Here is a 19,030-nt window from a genome sequence, read left to right on the forward strand (position 1 = left end):
ACCCAGGAGGCACCCCGTGACCGACCAACCGCACCTCGAGACCCTGCAGCAGCGCATCGACCGCAGCGGGGGCCCGCTGGCGATGCTGCGGACCAATCCCGCCACGCACTACCCGTTCACCTACGCCCAGGAGTACACGACCTGGCACAACGAGCAGTGGGCCTGGAAGAACGCCTGCGTCCTGTTCGACCAGTCCCACCACATGACCGAGGTGCACATCACCGGGCCCGACGCGAAGCGCCTGATCAGCGACACCGGCGTCAACAGCCCGGCGACCCTCGGCCGCGACCGTGCCAAGCAGTTCGTCGCCGTCGGGCCGGACGGCCGCTACATCGGCGACTGCATCCTGTTCGGCCTCGAGGAGGACCACCTGAGCCTGGTCGGTGTCCCCCAGGCGGCCAACTGGGTGCAGTTCCAAGCTCAACAGGGCGACTACGACGTCGAGTTCAGCGTGGATCCGGCGTCGGTCCACAACCCGTTGGGCCGCCGACAGCACTACCGGTACCAGCTCAACGGCCCTCGCACTCAGGAGATCCTCGAACGCGCCGTCGGCGCCCCGATCGACCGCATCCCGTTCTTCCGCATGGGCTCCTTCGCGATCGCGGGGACCCCGGTTCGCGCCCTGAACCACACGATGGCGGGCGTGCCGGGCGAGGAGTACACCGGCCTGGAGCTCTTCGGCCCGGTGGAGCACGGCCCCAGCGTCCTGGAGACCCTGTTGCACGCCGGCGCGCAGAGTGGCCTGCGCCAGGGCGGGGCCGTCTCCTACCTGTCCTCGACCGTCGAGTCCGGGTGGATCCCCGCCGTCCCGTCCGCCGTCTACAGCTCCCCGGAGACGGCCGCCTACCGGCAGCACCTGCCCGGTTTCGGGATGGAGGGCATGATCACCATTGAGGGTAGTTACGTCTCGGACGACATCCAGGACTACTACTTCTACCCCTGGGAGCTGGGCTACGGCTCCATCGTCAAGCTCGACCACGACTTCATCGGTCGCACCGCGCTCGAGCAGGCCGCCGCCCAGGGACCCAAGCGCCTCAAGCGCTGGCTGGAGTGGGACACCGACGACGTCATGGAGGTGGTCCGGGTCGGCTTCTTCGGAGACGGTCCCCGACCCAAGCTGCTCAGCCTGCCCAACCTGAACCCCGCCACGATCTACCTGGACAGCGTGATGCAGGGCGATCGCCTCGTGGGCCTGTCCACGTGGGGTGGATACACCGTCAACGTCGGGCGCGTGGTGACCATCGCCATCCTCGACGAGTCCTTGACCGACGGCGACCGCGTCGAGGTCCTGTGGGGCGAGCCCGACGGCGGAGCCGGCCGACCGCTCAGCGAACCCCACCACGTGCAGACCACCATCCGGGCCACGGTACAGACCCGGCCGCCGGCTCAGCACTGACGTGCCGGACTCCTCCACCCGCCCATCCGAGAGGCCGACCGTGAACCGACTCCACTCCCGGCACGACGTGATCGTGCGCGCTGACCTGGTCCGGGCCGTGCGGGGTCTCGGCTACGAGGTCATCCCGTTCGCCAAGACCGAGCAGGCCGTCCGCGACCACGTCCCGACCGACGTCCCGCTCACCGTGACGGCCTCACCGGCCAAGGGACAGGACGCGACCATCGACCTGGCGGTCGCGCTCGCGGGCCACGGTTATGCCGTGTCACCGCACCTGTCGGCCCAGCAAGTGAGGGGCCACCAGCACCTGGCCGGTCTCGTCGGCAGGTGCCGCGACGCCGGTATCACCGGCGTGTTCGTGGTCGGAGGCGACCGTACCGCCACGACGACAGCGTTCGCCGACGCTCTGGCGCTGCTACGGGCGGTGCACGAACTCGACCACGGCTTCACCGACATCGGGATCGGCGGTCATCCCGAGGGCCATCCGGACGTATCGGAGCAGGTGCTGATGCAGGCGCTGGCGGACAAGGCGCCGCTCGCCACGCACATCACGACCCAGATCGTCTTCGATCCCCGAGCCATCCTGGCGTGGATCCACCGGGTCCGCGCCTACGACATCAAGCTGCCGATCCACGTCGGCCTCCCCGGTGCCGTCCACCGGCAGAAGCTTTTGCGCGTCGCAGGCGGACTGGGCCTCGGGGAGTCGGCGAAGTTCCTGAAGAAGCAGCAGACCCTGCTCCGGCGCTTCTTCCTCCCCGGCGGCTATCGGCCGGACGCCTTGCTCTCGGGGCTCGCGCCCCACCTCGGCGAGGCCGACGATGCCGTCGCCGGGTTCCACGTCTTCACCTTCAACGATCTCGCGCCGACCGAAGCGTGGCGCCGGCGTCTTCTCTCGGACCTGACATGACCGGCGCCGCGACCAGCACCGCGCCGACGCGTACCCGCCCCGCTCAGCAAACCGGAGTCGCCATGTCCGCACCCACTACGTCTGCACCCACCGCGTCCGCGCCCACCACGTCCACGGGGGGCACTTCGCAGAAGGGTGGGATCCCCGAGGACCGAGCCGACCACGGGCGTCTGCTGATCCAGTGCCCCGACCGGCCGGGCGTGGTCTCGGCAGTGAGCACGTTCCTCGCCGAGGCCGGTGCGAACATCACGAGCCTGGACCAGTTCTCGACGACCGCGGTCGGCGGCACCTTCTTCCAGCGCACCGGGTTCCACCTGCCCGGCCTGTCCGCGGCCCGGGACGAATTGGACCGTGCATTCGAAACCGGCGTCGCTCAGCGCTGGGGCATGACTCACCGCCTCACCGAGGCCGCCCGGCCCAAACGGGTGGCCATCATGGTGTCCAAGACCGACCACTGCGTGCTCGACCTGCTCTGGCGTCACCGTCGCGGCCAACTGGACATGAATGTGGTCATGGTGGTGTCCAACCACCCCGACCTCGCCGACGAGGTCCGGCCCTTCGGGGTGCCCTACATCCACGTCCCCGCCACCCGGGACAACCGCGCCGAGGCCGAGAGCCGCATCCTCGACCTGCTGCGCGGCAACGTCGACCTCGTCGTGCTGGCGCGGTACATGCAGATCATCACGCCCTCCTTCCTCGAAGCGGTCGGCTGTCCGCTGATCAACATCCACCACAGCTTCCTGCCCGCCTTCATCGGGGCCGGCCCGTACCAGAAGGCCAAGGACCGCGGCGTGAAGCTGGTCGGTGCGACCGCCCACTACGTCACCGCCGATCTGGACGAGGGCCCGATCATCGACCAGGACGTCGTCCGGGTCGACCACCGGCACACCACCGCCGACCTCGTACGCCTCGGCGCCGATGTCGAGCGCGCCGTTCTCTCGCGCGCCGTGCGCGCGCACCTGGAGGACCGGCTCGCCATCCACGGCAACTCCACCATCGTCTTCTGAATCGTCTTCCAAGGGATTCTCGTGACCGCGCAGCTCATCGACGGCACCACCGTTGCCCGGCAGGTCCGTTCCGACGTCGCCTCCGGCGTCGCCGCACTCGTGGACGCCGGGGGGAACGCGCCCGGCCTGGCTACCGTCCTCATAGGCGACGACCCGGCGAGCGAGGTGTACGTCCGGAACAAGCGCCGCGCCTGCACCGCGGCCGGCATGACCGACCTGCACCGGCATCTTCCAGCCGAGACAACTCAGGATGACGCTGCCGCGCTCATCGACGAACTGGCGGCCGACCCTGCGGTCTCAGGGATCCTCCTGCAGCTGCCCACACCGGCCCACCTGGACGCCGCCGCCCTGCTCGCGCGCATCCCGGCGCACAAGGACGTCGACGGCCTGGCCACCGTGAACGCCGGACTGCTCGCCCAGGGCAGCCCCGGCCTGCGACCCTGCACTCCCTCTGGGGTGATGGCCCTGCTCGACGCCCACCGGATTCCTCTCGAGGGGGCCGAAGCCGTCGTCGTCGGCCGCAGCACCTTGGTCGGGAAGCCGATGGGCCAGCTGCTCCTGGAGAGGAACGCGACCGTCACGATCTGCCACTCCCGCACCCGCGACCTGGCCGCCGTGTGCCGCCGCGCCGACGTCCTGGTGGTGGCGGCCGGCATCCCGGGTCTCATCGGCATCGACGCTGTCAAGCCCGGCGCCACCGTGATCGACGTCGGTATCCACCGCTCCAAGGCGGGTCTGCGCGGGGACGTGGACACCGACGCCGTCGTCGGCACCGCGGCCTTCGTCACTCCCGTCCCCGGCGGCGTGGGCCCGATGACCATCGCCATGCTCCTGGCCAATACACTCATTGCCGCGCGAGCACAGCAGGCGGATCGGTGTGGCCATCCTGGGGTCAGCTCCCTGCGCGGCCGGCGAGCGGACGTCCTCGGCGACGGCGTCGGCACAACGCCGTGACGAGATGGCGCGACGGGACGGCCGCGGCCACGAGACGGGTCGTGGGGTCACGGCCGACGGCGCCAACCTCCTCGCCGGGTACGATCACCCGTGCTTCGGCCGGTGGCCTGCCGCCACCACGCGCCAGGTCGACGCAGGTCGCCTCGGGAGCGGGCCCTCGTCCGGTTGCCCGCAGCGCTGAGGGGCACCGCCCGCCCTGTAGTCCGAGCGGTGCCCCGACACGTTCCGGTCAGACGCGGCGGCGGGTGAAGCGCTGGTTGGGGTTGCCGCTGTAGGTGTACTGGGCGATGCGGGCGCCGTCGGCGGTCGAGTACTCCCAGACATCCATCGCCAGGCCGGACTCCCGGTTCACGAGGCTGATCACGCCGCCACCGTGATCGACCACGCGCCACTGCTGGCTGGTGGCGCTGGTGCCGGCCTGCTGGACGACGTCCGCGCCGGTCGCGCTGCCCGTGGGTTGGAGGAACAGGCCACTGTGCTGTGCCTTGACGCGGACGTGGCCGTTGCCGGCGTCGATGAACTCGAACTGCTGGTTGGGGCGAGTGTTGCTGGTGCGCTGGACGAGTTGTGCGCCGGCGGCGGTGGAGGCCCCGTTGATCTCGGCGGCCTTGCCGCTGTGCTGGGCCAGCAGGGTGTAGAGGCCCGGGCCGCCGGGGGAGTCGCCCAGCTGGGCTTCCCACCTGGTGTTGGACCCGGACGCGTCAGCGGGGAGGCGGTCCCGTGCGGCGGTGTCGCCGTACATCGTCCAGCGGGCCCAGTCGACGACGGTCCTCGGGAAGCGCTGGTCGCTCCAGAAACTGGTGTGGCTGCCACCGACGAAGGTGAGGAACGCCTTGGGCCAGGTCATCTCCGAGTACGCCTGCCGGGCCGAGGAGTACGACGTGGTCGAGTCCCGGTCACCGTGGACGAACAGGACCTTGGCCGAGACCGAGGCGGCGGGGTTTCCCATGTCCACGCAGGACTGCGGGTTGGCGGAGACGATCCGGCTGTCGGGCCAGGACGTCAGCAGACCGTGGGTGACCATGCCGCCCAGGGAGTGGCCCGAGACGCCGACGCCGATGCCGGTGTCGATGTGCCCGGCCAGCGGCCCGCTCGCGTTGAGCGCGAGGGTGTTGGTGAGGATCTGCGAGACGTCCTTCGAGGTGTTGCCGTTGTTGACGTCGGTGAAGTTGTGGTTGAAGTGCGGGGCGGGGACGACGAAGCCCGCCGAAGCCAGGGCCCGGATGATGAACAGGGAGTTCTGCGGGCTGCTCCCGTAGCCGTGGGTGAAGTTGTAGACGGGGAAGACCCCGCTTGCGACCGGGGCGTCCGTCACCGGGCTGCCGCCGGCCGTGCCGGTGGCCGGGTAGTAGACGTAGGTGGTGCACGGGCGGCCGCCGCGGGTCCAGTTGTACCGGCGCACGCCGACCGCGAACGGTGTGGTCGGCGCGGTGTCCAGCGGCCCGGCGGCGGCCGGTGCCTGTCCTGCCCCCAGCAGGGACAGGCCCACGCCGGTCGCTCCGGCCGCGCTCATGGTGAGGAAGGTCCGTCGGCGCAGGGTCATGGTGACTCCTTGGGTGCGGGGATGGGTGGGGGGTTCGGCGTTCGGCTGGCCCCGATGCCGGGTGCGTCCCGTCGGCGGCAGAAGCCGACAGGGCGACGGGGCGCACGGCGCGACAGCGGGTGTGGGTGCTCCTGCCACCCGCGAGGGGTGGCGCGAGCGGTGTGCGGTGGGTCGGGCGCCCCGGATGTCGGGGCGAGCGTGGCCGTTCCCTCGAACACGGCCTGGTTCTCCCAGGCTGGCTATGAGGTGGTCACGTCGTGTTCGCCGTGTCCGGGCATGACGTCGATGACCGCCGTGACCGGTCCTGTGCCGGTCGTCCCGGTGACTGTCACCTCACCCGGCCTGTCGGTCGCGCCAGGTGGCAACGGCTGCCAGCGGACGGGGACAGTGGTGATCTTGTTGTTGGCTGTGGTGAGCATGCGGATGGAGGAGGGCAGCTTCGGGGCGGCCCCCACCACGGTGCTGGTGTAGACGGTGTCCTGGAGGATGTGCTTGGCGTGGCTGGCGTTGAAGACGTTGATGGACGCGTGCGGCTCCCATGTGTTCGCCAGTCCGGGCACGGCCCGGAACATCGACTGGTAGCCGGCCGGCTCCCACACCAGTGCCCCTGAACCTCGGTTGTCGACCACGTCGTTGGCGGCCTGGAACACCCTCCGGATCGCGTCCGCCTGCCCCTGAACGGTTCGCGGGTACGGCGAGTTGGGCAACGGCGAGCCGTCGCCGCCTGAAGCGGGGTAGGCGGTTTCGGCGATGTCGATTTCGTAGCCGGGGTAGGCGGTGGCCATGGTGTTCAGGTTGAGATCCAGCGCCTCGGGCGTACCGTGCCATTCCGGGTAGTACGAGATGGCCAGCACATCGGGGTTCTGGCCCTTTGCCTTCACCCGGGTGAGGAACTGGTGCCAGAACTCCATGGTTTTGGCGAGCTTGTCCTTGTCGACGATCACGTGTATCTCGACCTTGGATGTGGGTGACGCGTCGCGGACGGCCTTGATCCCGGCCGCGGCCAGGGTGGTGAACCGGTCCCACGACTGGTCGTAGAGCTGTTGCTCCACGGGGTCGGTCGACCGCCAGTACTTCCACAGCAGGCCGCCGCCGGGCTGGGACTGGTAGACATCGGCCTGGTCGACGAAGTACGGCGGATTCGTCGTGCCGATGTCTGCCGCCTCGCTGCCGTACATGAAGCCATTGATGATCTCGTTGCCGACGGCCACCTTCTCCGGCGTGGTGCCCTGCCGGATCAGTCGCTTCAGATAGACGGCGGTGAAGTCGTACACGGTCTGGGACAGGTCCGCGAACTCCAGCTCGGCCCAGGCGCGTGGTTTAGGTTGCTTGCTCGGGTCGGCCCATGAGTCCGCGTAGTGGAAGTCGATCCCCAGGCCCATGCCCCGCTGCTTGATCCGCTTGGCTGAGACCAGTGAGCGTTCCGGGCCCTGGCGCGGTATCGGCGTCGGTTGGCCGGTGCTCTCGCTGCGCGGCTCGTTGAATATCCGCAGCCGGCTGTACTCGATGCCACGGTCCTTGGCCACGTCGAGCAGGTGTGGCCCGGCGCCGCGGTCTTCGGCCAGGGGGTCGACCCAGTACTGCTGGTCCTGGACGTCGTCCATCCAGGACAGATCGGCGCCGAGGGTGAGGTCGTCCCGCAGGTAGTTGAAGACCTGGAGCTCGCTGACACCTGCCCGGGCCCGGCCCGGCCCACCTGTGAAGGTCAGCCGGACGAAGCGCGTTGCCGGCCGGGTGAACAGGTGCACTTCCCCTCGCGACACGGCTCGGTCGTGGGACCTGTCGGCGATGGTCCTCCACCGGCGACCGTCGGATGAGGCCTCGACGACGTACCGGTGGGCCACGCCACGGTCCGGGAACAGCACCTTGACCTTGCGCAGGTTGTCGTAGGTTCCACCGAGGTCGACGGTGAGCCACTGACGGGCGCCGGCACTACCGGGTTGCCAGGACGTCGTCGGGTCGCCGTCGATCGCCAGACGGGCGCTGGACGAGCCGGAGGCGGCCATCGCCGAGGCCCAGGGCTTGGCAGCGATATTGCTCTCTATCGGCTTGATGTCCGCGGTTCCGAAGGTCGCGTGGGCCGGCTCGGGCACCATGAGTAGGTTCGCGGACACCATGGTGGCCAACGTCGCCGTGACCGCGATGGCGCGGGGCAGACGCGTTCTGCTCATGTCCTTCTCCTGACGATGTCACGTACGGGCGGCATGGGCTGTTCCCTACGCTCTGCCGGTCGCAGAGACCGGCAGAGCGCGGGATGTCAGTCAGCCGACATCGAGGTAGTCGACGTTCGGCAGTCCGGCTGCCGTGGTCGGATCCAGCCGGATGGTGTTGCTGCCGGCGTTCAGCGGGACCGTCACGGTCTTGGTCGTCCACGTCGTCCACGCACCGGTGGACTCGAACGAGAGCGCCCCTGCCGTGGCTCCGTTGACGACAAGGTTCGCGGGCCTCGCACCGGTGGTGGCGCCATTGGCGAACCGGATCCCCAGCGTCGCCGTACGGGCGGTCTCGGAGTTCACGGTGAACTCCGCGAAGGCCCCCACAGCGGGGTCGCCGTTGCAGAACCCGCTGCCGGAATAGCCGGCTTGATTCGAGTCGATCGTGCCCCGGCACTGCGCCGGAGCGGACTCCGCCTCGTAACGCCCCGGAGGCGCTGGTGTGCCGGCAGAGGTCTTGACGAGTGAGAGCTGGTCGACGGTGACGCCGCCCGAACCCGACGCCCGCACGGTGACGGTGGCGGCCCCGCCGGGCAGCTCGATGCCGGTGAGCTCGCGCTTGGCCCAGCCGCTCGACGACGGGATACCGAGGGTGCGTTGGCTGCCGTTGGCGCCGGTGATCACGACCTGTCCGGCGCTGCCCCGAGCATGCAGGGACAGGGTGTAGGTGCCTGCGGGCACCGACTCGACCCGCTGCTCGACGCCGCCGCTGTTGCTCACCTGGAGGGCGAAGCGAGACCCGTTCACACCACCGTTGACGTTGGTCACCGAACCGCCGAGGTTCCGCCATCCCCGTACGCCGGAGACGATGACGCGGTCGGCCTGGATGTCGGGGTTGAGGATGTAGTTGTTCGCCGGCCCGACGCGCCACTCCCCGGTCGTGGCGTTGAACTGCCACTGGCTCACCGAGTGGAACTGCGGCCGTGCGCCGGTCTTGGTGATCGGCACCCACTGGTTGTACCCGATGCCGTTCCAGGCGAAGTCGGCCCAGCGGTCGCCGGCGTAGAGCACCGTGTTCTGCTTGGTGCCCTTGACCGTCACGAAGAACCCGGTCTGGGTCACGTGGCTGTAGTCCATCTCGGTGCCGGCAAGGACGTACTCGCTGCTGTAGGAGCCCTGGACATTGCTGCTGGTCGACTCATTGACGTAGTTGACAGAGGTGTTCCAGCCGTGCAGGTCCGACGCCGCGTGGTAGTACCTGCCGTCGAGCTTGAACATCGCGTTGCCCTCGCGACCGGCGCCGCTGCGGATCTGCACGGCTGGCTCGATCCGCAGCGAGTCGGACTCCCGGAACTTGGCCACGAAGCCGCGCGACCGTCCTTCGCGGTTGGAGAAGATCAGGTAGTCCTTGCCGTCCTCGTCGGTGAAGACGGTCTGGTCCCCGGTGCCGGTTGTCGGCGAGTTGGTGATCTGGGTCTGGAAGTAGCCGTAGTCGAAGGTGTCGGTGGGTGAGTCACCCTGCAGCAGCAGGACACCGTGCCCGCCTCCGACGTAGGCCTGGGTGGCGAGCACGTACTTGCCGGTGTTCTCGTTGTACGAGACCCCGAGCCGCCCGACCCACCCTGCCTGACCGAGGGTGGCCCCGTTGTTGATCTTGGTCGAGCGCGTCGCGACGTTGTTCTCGAACTTCCAGTTCACCAGGTCCTTGGAGGAGTACACGGGGACCGAGACGAAGCTGACGTTGCCGTCGTACTTCTTCGTCGGATTGGCCCGGTAGAGCTCGGCGCCGGTGTAGTGCACGCCGTACCAGTAGTAGGTGTCGCCGAATTTGAAGACCCCGCCGCCCTGCGAGTAGATGGGGTTGCCGCTGGTGTCGTTCCAGAAGGTGTTGTTCGTGATGGTCTGGAACGTGCCCTCGTCGGCGGCCTTCAGAGCGGCGGCGGCGCTCATCAGGGCTGTCTTCGCGTCGGCTACGTCCGATGTGGTGGCCGACGTGTCGCCGGCGACCTCGGCCGCGCCGGTCAACGCCTTGGCGAAGGGCTTCCAGGAGTCAGCCGTGTACTTCGTCGGAGTGCGCGTCTGGTAGTCCGACACCAGGTACTTGAGGCCGCGATCCGTCACCGGTCCAGCAGCGGCCCCCTGGTCCTGGAGCTCGGTTGCCTTTGTCTGCCTTGCAGGTGTCTCCGCCGCGGCGGTGCTCGCCGAGAGCGGCGCCGCCAACGCCACGGACAACACGGTGGCGGCGGCCAACTTCCAGTTGGCGGCTAACTTCCAGTACTTGGAGACGACACGCGATCTTTGTCTCAAGAGGTCACCTTCCGTCATTCTCAAAGGCGCCGAGATCCGGCGCACTTCCGCTGAAGGGCAGTCCCACGGCGGTGCCCTTGTCGGTCAGGGCACTGTTCGCCGCGAGACGGAGGTGGGGCAGCACGGGCAGGTTCCCGTCCGGCTGGCGGGGCGCGTCCCAGCCGGACGTCGACACACTGCGAAACTGGGAGTCCGACAGGGGGACGCCGAGGTTCCAGGAGTTGTACGCGGCGTTCGTGCCGCTCATGTTCGACGTCGCCGTTCCGGTGTAGGCGATGTTGTTGCGCAGGGTGCCCCGGCCGACGGCGGCGCCGCGCGAGTCGATTCCCAGCATGTTGAAGTTGGGGTGGTTTCCGTAGCCGGTGTTGTTGAAGAAGTCGTTGGCAACCGGGTGGTGGTTGGCGTAGAAGCCGGCCGCCTTGTTGAGGAACGCCACCGAGGAGCGGACGGTGTGCTTCGGCGCGTTGGCCTCGTAGTCGCCCCCGTAGCCGCCGGACTTGAAGCCGGCTCCGTTGCCGGAGGGCGTCGTCGTCCCCAGCACGTACCCGTTGCGCCAGGCCCACGACTTCTCGATGATCACTGGCGAGTAGGTGGAGATGAGGTCGAACCCGTCATCGGCGTTCCACCACGATCGGCAACCCCGGAACACGTTCGCGGGGCGGCCGGTCGGCGTGTAGTGCGAACCGAACCCGTCGGCGTTCTCGCCGGGCCCGTCGTTGCTGCGCGGGTCGTAGTTGTCATGCGCGTCCGAGTTGAGGACGAGGTTGCCGCCCCCACCGCTGATGAACAGGCCGGTACCCATGTGGTGGTGGGTGTTGATCTGCTCGAAGACGTCGTTGCTGCCGGAAACCCAGATCCCCCAGGACTCGGCGTTGCGGTTGTTGTTCTGGGGAACGCCCTTGACTTCCAGTCCTTTGAGGTGGATCCAGCTGCCGGTGACGTCGAAGCCCTTGATGCGGCAGTCGTCTGTCATCCGAGAGAAGTCGAAAACCGGTTTCTCGCCCGGCTGGGCCCAGTACCGGATCAGGCTGCCGGAGCTGCCGCTCTTGTTGAGGGTGATCGCGTCGACCTTGGCGGTCTGGCTCGAACACGCGCTGTTCGCGCGGGTGTAGGCGTAGGTGCCGCCCCGGAAGTAGACGGTGTCGCCCGCCTTGGCGACGGCCTGTGCACGGGCGATCGATGCCCACGGAGCGGCCTGCGTACCTGCCGCGCTGTCGTTCCCGCTCGGGGCGACGTAGTAGGTGTTTCCGGCCGCCGCGGCACTCGCGGACGCCGAACCGGGGGTCATGGCGACGGAACTCGCCGCGACCACCGAGAGCAGGAGGGCAGGGGTGCCGAACATCGCGGTTCTCACAGCGTCATCTCCCGAATCAGGTGATTTCCCGTGCGGCAGTAGGGCTCGTGCCTGCCTGAAGAACTCAGCGCAGGTGCGAACGCTTTTAGAAGGGGGAGACCGCCGTGTACATCCGCCAGTAGCGGCGCCGGCGGGCAGTGGCCTGGACCCGTCCGGTGGTGGCTTGGCGGCCCTCCCGCGCCGCTCGACGGTCTTCCCGCATGGCGCATCGGCGAGGCCCATTCAGATCGCCCCTTGCGGGTGAGTTCACGCTCGATGGCGTTCTGGGCGTCCCTCCATGCCGTGTCGACGTTCTTGCCGGACTCCACGTCGGCGAGCTCGGCGGCGACGCGGGGTCCATCACCCGGTCGTACGGGCTCTGGTGAACGGTCCTGGCCTGCCGCGCCGCCGGTCCGAACACCTCGATGGTGCGCTGTCCCGCCGTAGAAGGGCCGGGACTCACGCATCTCCGGCCTCATGAAGGAATGCGAGGAGGACGGGAACACGTCGCATGCCGCGGCCCGGTCGGAGCCGAGCCACGTCCACACGCCACCGTCAGGTAGGGACGACTGCGTCCCCGGTTCGCGCCCAACGCCGCGTGCTACCTGAGATACGCGGCGAGCGGGAGGTTCTGGCGGCGAACGTCACCGGCGACGAGCCCTGCGATCCGCTGGGCGCCGTAGGTGTCGAAGTGGGTGTGGTCGTTGCAGAAGAAGGTGCCCAGGGGACCGCTGCCTCCGTAGTCGCCGTTGTTCGGGCAGAAGCGCAGGCTGTTGTAGAGCGAGACACTGAGTGTCTGCAGGTCGATGACGGGCGCCCTGGTGGCGGATCCGGCGGCGAAGGTCTCGCCCACGAAGCCGCGGTTCTTGGTCGCCGTGCCACCGGAGCAGGTGATGGCGGCCACTGGGGTGAGCAGCACCGGGTGCGCGCCCCGGGCCAGGGCGGCCTGCGCCATCATCGTCATCAACTGTTGGTACCGGGCCGGGCCGACGTGCCGGGGGCAGGTCGAGGAGGAGTCGTTGATGCCGAACTGGATGAACAGGTAGTCACCGGCCTTCATTCCGGTGCTCGAGTTCAGCATCGCCTGCCACCGGGACGAGTACGTGGTGGACGTGAGGCGGCACTCACCGTCCGAGCCCTTGGTGCTGCTCACGTTCCCCTCGTACAGCCAGGTCTGGATGCTGCGGCCTCCGACCGCCTGGTTCTTGACGGTCACGTCGCTGTTGAACAGGGCGTCGAACTGGCTGCCCCAGCCGACCGGGCACCGGCCGGAGCTCGGGTTGGCCATGGTGGAGTCGCCGGCCAGCCACACGGTGACCGGCGCGGCGGCCGCCTGTGCGGTCGGGGCCTGGGCGCGGGAGGCACTGGTGCAGTCTGTGGCGACGCGGTCCGCCGCGGATGCGGCGCTGACACCGAGGCTCGACAAGGCGATCACGAGCGCGGTCGTGATGAGAATCCGTAAGTTCCTCAACGGGTCCCTCCTTGGGACTGGCGCCGGGCGTTCGGTCAGCGCAGGTACGCGGCCAGGGGCAGGCGCTGCTCGCGGATGCTCTGGAGCACCAGCCCGCCCATCTGGCTCGCGCCGTACTGCGAGAAGTGGGTGTTGTCCGTGACACCGTCGACGGATGAGCGCAGGAAGAGCTGTGCGGAGGCGGACGGGCCGAGGGACTCGACCAGCGTCTTGCTCTTGGCGGTCAGATCGATCACCGGCACGTTCTGCGCGGTGCCGACCGAGCGCATCTCGGCGGGCAGGTTCACTCCGAGACCGTTGACGTGCAGTGCTGTGGGCGTGAGCCGGCTGCCGTTGAACTGCCGGCGGACCGGCGGGGTCACCAGAACCGGGACGCCGCCCTTCGCACGGACCTGCGTGATCATGGAGGTGAGGTTGCTCCGGAAGGCTGACGCGCTGGTCTGCTTGTCGTTGTGGCCGAACTGGATGAAGACCGCGTCGTTTGCCTTGACCTTCGGCAACAGCGCCGGGAAGAGGGCCGAGTTTCTCAGGAAGCTGCCCGAACTCTCCCCCGAGTCCGCGTAGTTGGCAATGGATGCCCCGGGACGCACCGCCGGCGTGATCATCTGGCCCCATCCCGTGTACGGGGCCAGGGGCTGGTCGCACACGGTCGAGTCACCGGCCAGGTAGGCGACGAGCGGCTGGGTCGCCGGTTTCACCGAGACGGCCGACACCTGCGGGTTGGTCCCCGAGAACCGGATGTCCAGGCCGGGGTTTCCGGTGCCGCCCTGGCCGGTGGGCTGCCCTTCCGGCTGCCGCACGTTGACCGTGAACGAGTACGTGGCGGTGGCACCGGCCGCCGTCTTCGTTGCCGGAAGCATCAGGCGCCGGGCCTCCACCCACATGTCGGTCTCGGCGCCGGGGGCACCACCGATGGAGACCGTCACGTCGTAGTTGCCGGGTGAGACCGCGTAGTGACACTTGATCGGCGCAGTGCCGGAACAACCAGCAGGCAGCGCCCGGGTGGCGGCACCGGCATGCGCCGCACCGGTGCCGACCAGCGTCGCAAGGGTCAGCAGACCCACCACTCCCAGCCTGACTCCATGTCCTTCGAGACGTGATGTCATGCCCATTACAATCACCAATCCCCATCCTTGACCGGAGAGTTGCCCGGGTTGCGGTCCATGGCCCGTCGCTCAGGCCTGGGTGAAGCCGTTCATGATGGTGGTGGGCCGCTTGGTGGAGGAGTCCCAGGCGCCCATGTTGTAGCCGGTGAACGGCGACATGCACTCCGGCTCCCAGTAGAAGATCCCCTGCCCGCCGTTGGCCTTGAGCGCCTTGATGTAGGCGACCAGCGAGGCCTGGGTGGAGGAGGCGCGGTCCACCCGGCCACCGAACTCGCTCTGCAGGAACGGCTTGCCGTAGGCGGCGGAGATCTTCTTCATGTTCGCCACGATGCCGGGGGCGAGGTCGGCACTGCCGTAGGAGGAGAACACCGACATGTCCCACTTGCCGCCGCTCGCCGCGAAGCGGCTGAAGAACGTGGTCATCACGTCGTACTTCTGTGGCTGGGCCAGGTGGATGCACACCGTCGAGTTCGGCGACACAGCCTTGACCTGGTCGTAGGCGGCGTTGAGCAGTCCGGTCATCTGCGCCCCGTTGGAGATGCTGCCGACGGGGCGGCAGATCCCGCTGTTGATCTCGTTGCCGATCTGGACCCAGGTGGGCAGCACGTCGTTGTTCTTCATGACGGTCATCGTCTGGTTCACGTACGTGCTCATCGCGGAGCGCATCTGGCTGTAGCTCATGTTCCGCCAGGCGGCGGGCGGGTTCTGCACGCCGACGGAGTTCCAGGTGTCGCCGAACATGTAGTCGAGCATGATCGACATCCCGGCGGCCTTGACCCGCTTGGCGAAGGTGGCGACCTCGTTGATGCTGCAGTGCCCGTCGGTCGCGCTGCTGGACGGGTTGACGAAGGTGCGCAGCCGTACGGCGGTGATGCCGTAACCCTTGAGGATGGTCAGCAGGTCCTGGGTCTGCCCGCCGGCGTTCTTCCAGGAGTAGCCGCGCGCCTCCATCTGCGGTGCCCAGCTGATGTCGACGCCTTTGACGAAGCTCGCCGCGGCCTCGGCAGGCGTCTCGAGTTCGGCGAACGCGACGGCGGTGGCGATCGCCCCGGCGGTGGTGGTGGTGGCCTTGAGCAGGGTTCGCCGGCTGAGGCGCCCGGCAACTGGTGTGGGGGGTTGCGGGGACATGGTCGGTCCTTTCCTTCCGTCGGCCGTGGGTAAGGCGTCGCGGTCGGCGGAGAGCGGGTCAGTGAGAGAGACGTCCAGGAGCGAGGGGCGGGTCATGTGGGGGCAACTGACGCTCAGGTTCAAGGAGTTGGTGTAGCCGCGTGCGATCCAGCCGATGCTGCCTCCCTCGGTGTGGCGACAACTAAGGCAGGAGTGCTTGCGAGTGGCACGTGTCGAAGAGGGCGGTCTTGGCACGCCAAGGCCGCTCCTCCAGGTCGGAACTGTGAGCGATCACAGAGGTGTTGCGACTTAAGTGCGCAATCGCATCACAACGAACCGGAGGTGCATCACGCAGCTTCTCGATCGAGCACCAAGCTGTCAACCATTGTTCCCCGATCCATGAAAGAAGCAGTGCGATCCTGTGGGCGGATGCTCGCCGCGCCTTGGCCGTGAGTTGTCTGAAACGGCGGGAGTCAGCCCAGTTCAAGTGCCCTTTGTGTGGAATGCGGCGACGGAGACGAGGCTGTACACGGGACATCTCGTCGGCTCGCACTCGAACATGCTCGAACAGAAAAGGCCAACGGGATGCTTGACGGGCTATCAGTGAATTCCTACCCTCGCAGCGAATGGGAGCGTTCCCACGCTGTGGTCAGATCGCCGTCGCCGCGATCTTCACATCACCCCCCACATCGGAGGTCATCGTGACCGACCCGTACCGTCATCAGCACACCGCATCGCCCCCATGGCGATTCCAACGCCGGTCGAGCAAGCGGCTGTTCGGCGGCTTGACGGCCGCCACCGCACTGGCCCTCTCCGCACTCACCGGTCTGCCGCAGACCGCGCACGCCGCGACCGCGCGGCAGGTGGAACGCCTCGACCGGGGCCTGACCAGCGTCTACACCGGCAGCGGGAACCTAGTGTCGTGGAGGTGGCTGGCCACTGACCCGAACGACGTGGCCTTCAACGTCTACCGTGGCGGCACGAGACTCAACTCCTCGCCCCTGACCACCTCGACGAACTACTTGGACGCCGGCTCCCCGGACTCGGCCGACTACACGGTGCGCGCGGTGGTGAACGGCATCGAGCAGGCGTCGTCCGAGCACGCGCTTCAGTTCCGCACCGGGTACAAGGACGTGCCGATCTCCCCACCGCCCGGCGGCACCTCCCCGGGCAACTCGCCGTACACCTACGAGGCCAACGACGCCTCCGTCGGCGACCTCGACGGCGACGGCGCCATGGACCTCGTTCTGAAGTGGCAGCCGACGAACGCCAAGGACAACTCCCAGTCCGGCTACACCGGCAACACGATCGTCGACGGCATCAAGCTCGACGGCACTCGCCTGTGGCGTATCGACCTGGGCCGTAACATCCGCTCCGGTGCCCACTACACACAGTTCCAGGTGTACGACTACGACGGCGACGGCAAGGCCGAGGTCGCCATGAAGACCGCCGACGGCACGAAGGACGGAACCGGCGCGGTCATAGGCAGTTCCTCGGCCGATCACCGCAACTCCTCGGGTTACGTGCTGTCCGGCCCCGAGTACCTGACGATGTTCAACGGGCAGACGGGCAAGGCGATGCAGTCCGTCGACTACGTCCCAGCCCGAGGCACGGTGTCGTCCTGGGGGGACTCCTACGGCAACCGCGTGGACCGGTTCCTGGCGGGCACGGCCTACCTGGACGGTTCACGCCCCTCGGTGATCATGGCTCGTGGCTACTACACCCGCGCGGTGATCGCGGCCTGGGACTGGCGGAACGGGCAGTTCACCCGCCGCTGGACCTTCGACTCCAACGCCAACAGCGGCTACGCCGGCCAGGGCAACCACCAACTGTCGGTCGCGGACGTCGACGGCGACGGCAAGGACGAGATCGTCTACGGTGCGATGGCCGTCGACGACAACGGCAACGGCCTGTGGACGACGCGGAACGGCCACGGGGACGCGATGCATGTGGGCGACCTCGACCCGTCCCGGCCGGGTCTGGAGGAGTTCAAGGTCGACGAGGACAGCTCCAAGCCGTCCTCCTGGATGGCGGACGTGAGGACCGGCCAGATCCTCTGGTCCACTCCGGCCGCCGGTGACAACGGCCGAGGTGTGTCCGGTGACATCTGGTCCGGCAGCGCGGGCGCCGAGTCGTGGTCGTCGCTCGTGAGTGGCGTCCGCAACCCCAAGGGCGCGGTGGTCGCCAGCCGTAAGCCCGGGTCCAGCAACTTCCTGGCGTGGTGGGACGGCGACACCACGCGCGAACTCCTCGACGGCACCCACATCGACAAGTACGGCACCTCCGGCGACACCCGCCTGCTCACCGGCTCCGGGGTCCACTCCAACAACGGCACCAAGTCGACGCCGTCCTTGTCCGGCGACATCCTCGGCGACTGGCGCGAGGAGGTCATCTGGCCGACGTCCAACAACACGGCCCTGCGGATCTACGCCACGCCGTACCAGACCAGTACGCGGATCACGACCCTCCTCCACGACACCCAGTACCGCACGGCCCTGGCCTGGCAGAACACGGCCTACAACCAGCCCCCGCACCCCAGCTTCTTCATCGGCGCCAACATGGGCACTCCGCCCCGCCCCACGGTCGCCCTCCCGAACCGCCTCTGAGCTGGATGGCCGACTTCCCTGATGCTTGAACGGGTTCAGGCATCAGGGAAGCGGCGTTCGTTGAACGAGTGAAACCGGGCCGGGTACCCGAGCACCGGCTGCGGGGCATGCCGCCCGGTGAGGGTGTTCGTCATCCACGACCAGTCCGGCCGGCACCGGGCACAGGCGTACAGCGACTTCGCGTCCGCTCGTTGTATCGCGCCGACCTCAGCCAGCACGTCCGGCTCGTGCCGCTCGATGTGAGCACCCCGCAGTGGATGCGCGGCCCCGGCTGCGGCAGCGCGGCCTTCGTCATCGAGACCGCGGTGGTCGGACTCGCCCACAAGCTCGGCATCGACCCGATCGAGCTGGGGCTGCGCAACGAACCCGGTGAGGACCCGTCCAAGCAGCAGCCCTTCTCCACCCGGCGGCCGCGCGAGTGCTTCCGCGTCGGCGCCCGTGCCTTCGGCTGGCACCGGCGCGACCCCGGGCCGCGTTCCACGCGTGACCGCGACTGGCTGATCGGCGCCGGTGTGGCCACCGGCTGCTACGACGTCTTCCGCGGCCAGGCCCAGGCCCACGCCAGACTCGGCGCCGACGGTACCGCCGTGGTCCAGTCCGCGACCCACGACACGGGCACGTACACCTCCATGACCCAAGTCGCCGCCGACGCCCTCGGCCTGGCCGTACCCGACGTCGAATTCAGGCTCGGCGACTCCGCCATGCCGCCGGCCCCCGCCCAGGGCGCCTAGCAGACCATGCTCAGTGTGGGATCCGCCGTTCAGGACACCTGCGACAAGCTGCGCCGGCAGGCCCTCGAGCTCGCGGTCGAGGACGAACGCTCACCGCTGCACGGCGTCGACGCCGGCGACGCCGTGGTCCGCGGCGGACGGCTGCACGTCAAGGGCGACGCCGCGCGCGGGGAGACGTACCGGCAACTCCTCACCCGCAACAACCTCACCCACCTGGAGGCGCGCAGGTCGTACACCCCGGAAACGGAAAGCCGGTTCTCGATGGACGGCTACGCCGCCATGTTCGCCGAGGTCGCCGTCGACGCCCGGCTCGGCCTGGTCCGGGTGCGGCGGATGCTCGGCGTGTACGACGCGGGCCGCATCATCACCAACAACGGCACCGGCCTGTCGTTGTCCCGCCTCCCCGGCCCCA

At 68.5% G+C, this 19,030-nt stretch carries 12 protein-coding genes and 1 pseudogene; 6 read left to right on the forward strand and 7 right to left on the reverse strand.

The genetic code is table 11. The features are described 5' to 3' along the window. The first annotated feature begins 16 nt into the window (after nucleotides 1-16). From RKD20_RS38540 to folD, 4 genes are all read left to right on the forward strand, one after another. On the forward strand, nucleotides 17-1,396 hold the full coding sequence (locus RKD20_RS38540; RefSeq protein ID WP_424881726.1) for an aminomethyl transferase family protein: 1,380 nt from the start codon (nucleotides 17-19) through the stop codon (nucleotides 1,394-1,396). A gap of 40 nt (nucleotides 1,397-1,436) precedes the next feature. Beyond that, complete coding sequence (locus tag RKD20_RS38545) at nucleotides 1,437-2,300, forward strand: methylenetetrahydrofolate reductase (protein WP_424881727.1); 864 nt, start codon at nucleotides 1,437-1,439, stop codon at nucleotides 2,298-2,300. A gap of 62 nt (nucleotides 2,301-2,362) precedes the next feature. Continuing rightward, nucleotides 2,363-3,307: a formyltetrahydrofolate deformylase gene (gene purU, locus RKD20_RS38550; RefSeq protein ID WP_079195782.1), complete on the forward strand. Its 945-nt coding sequence runs from the start codon at nucleotides 2,363-2,365 to the stop codon at nucleotides 3,305-3,307. 21 nt (nucleotides 3,308-3,328) lie between these two features. Further along, a complete protein-coding gene (folD, locus tag RKD20_RS38555; protein WP_079195783.1) occupies nucleotides 3,329-4,261 on the forward strand; it encodes a bifunctional methylenetetrahydrofolate dehydrogenase/methenyltetrahydrofolate cyclohydrolase FolD in 933 nt (310 codons plus the stop codon). Between the two features lie 229 nt (nucleotides 4,262-4,490). Here folD and RKD20_RS38560 read toward each other — a convergent pair whose 3' ends face one another. The 7 genes from RKD20_RS38560 to RKD20_RS38590 form a co-directional block, all read right to left on the reverse strand. Then, nucleotides 4,491-5,804 carry an RICIN domain-containing protein gene (locus tag RKD20_RS38560; protein ID WP_424881728.1) on the reverse strand — a complete coding sequence of 438 codons (1,314 nt, stop codon included), beginning with the start codon at nucleotides 5,802-5,804 and terminating at the stop codon, nucleotides 4,491-4,493. 239 nt (nucleotides 5,805-6,043) lie between these two features. Further along, nucleotides 6,044-7,975 carry a glycosyl hydrolase 53 family protein gene (locus RKD20_RS38565; protein ID WP_424881729.1) on the reverse strand — a complete coding sequence of 644 codons (1,932 nt, stop codon included), beginning with the start codon at nucleotides 7,973-7,975 and terminating at the stop codon, nucleotides 6,044-6,046. Between the two features lie 90 nt (nucleotides 7,976-8,065). Next, on the reverse strand, nucleotides 8,066-10,264 hold the full coding sequence (locus RKD20_RS38570) for a family 43 glycosylhydrolase (protein ID WP_424881730.1): 2,199 nt from the start codon (nucleotides 10,262-10,264) through the stop codon (nucleotides 8,066-8,068). 4 nt (nucleotides 10,265-10,268) lie between these two features. Continuing rightward, nucleotides 10,269-11,618 carry a right-handed parallel beta-helix repeat-containing protein gene (locus RKD20_RS38575; RefSeq protein ID WP_424881731.1) on the reverse strand — a complete coding sequence of 450 codons (1,350 nt, stop codon included), beginning with the start codon at nucleotides 11,616-11,618 and terminating at the stop codon, nucleotides 10,269-10,271. 580 nt (nucleotides 11,619-12,198) lie between these two features. Then, nucleotides 12,199-13,068: an SGNH/GDSL hydrolase family protein gene (locus RKD20_RS38580; protein ID WP_424881732.1), complete on the reverse strand. Its 870-nt coding sequence runs from the start codon at nucleotides 13,066-13,068 to the stop codon at nucleotides 12,199-12,201. A gap of 35 nt (nucleotides 13,069-13,103) precedes the next feature. After that, entirely contained in the window at nucleotides 13,104-14,174 is a 1,071-nt protein-coding gene (locus RKD20_RS38585; protein WP_424881733.1) for a rhamnogalacturonan acetylesterase, read from the reverse strand. Nucleotides 14,175-14,243: 69 nt separating this feature from the next. Continuing rightward, on the reverse strand, nucleotides 14,244-15,302 hold the full coding sequence (locus RKD20_RS38590; protein WP_424881734.1) for a glycosyl hydrolase 53 family protein: 1,059 nt from the start codon (nucleotides 15,300-15,302) through the stop codon (nucleotides 14,244-14,246). Between the two features lie 680 nt (nucleotides 15,303-15,982). Here RKD20_RS38590 and RKD20_RS38595 point away from each other — a divergent pair. Both RKD20_RS38595 and RKD20_RS38600 read left to right on the forward strand, forming a co-directional pair. Continuing rightward, nucleotides 15,983-17,887, forward strand: coding sequence for a rhamnogalacturonan lyase (locus tag RKD20_RS38595; RefSeq protein WP_424881735.1), 1,905 nt, complete (start codon nucleotides 15,983-15,985; stop codon nucleotides 17,885-17,887). A 203-nt stretch (nucleotides 17,888-18,090) separates the two neighbouring features. After that, nucleotides 18,091-18,987, forward strand: a pseudogene (locus RKD20_RS38600) (xanthine dehydrogenase family protein molybdopterin-binding subunit); the annotation flags it as partial. Nucleotides 18,988-19,030 lie beyond the last annotated feature (43 nt).

Source organism: Streptomyces sp. SLBN-8D4, assembly GCF_049739545.1.
GTDB lineage: Bacteria > Actinomycetota > Actinomycetes > Streptomycetales > Streptomycetaceae > Streptomyces > Streptomyces canus_C.

Bases quoted from the DNA above. Each gene is read 5' to 3' on its own strand.
- purU (WP_079195782.1), top strand. From the start codon at position 2,363: ATGTCCGCACCCACTACGTCTGCACCCACCGCGTCCGCGCCCACCACG.
- RKD20_RS38560 (WP_424881728.1), bottom strand. From the start codon at position 5,804: ATGACCCTGCGCCGACGGACCTTCCTCACCATGAGCGCGGCCGGAGCG.
- RKD20_RS38565 (WP_424881729.1), bottom strand. From the start codon at position 7,975: ATGAGCAGAACGCGTCTGCCCCGCGCCATCGCGGTCACGGCGACGTTG.
- RKD20_RS38585 (WP_424881733.1), bottom strand. From the start codon at position 14,174: ATGACATCACGTCTCGAAGGACATGGAGTCAGGCTGGGAGTGGTGGGT.
- RKD20_RS38590 (WP_424881734.1), bottom strand. From the start codon at position 15,302: ATGTCCCCGCAACCCCCCACACCAGTTGCCGGGCGCCTCAGCCGGCGA.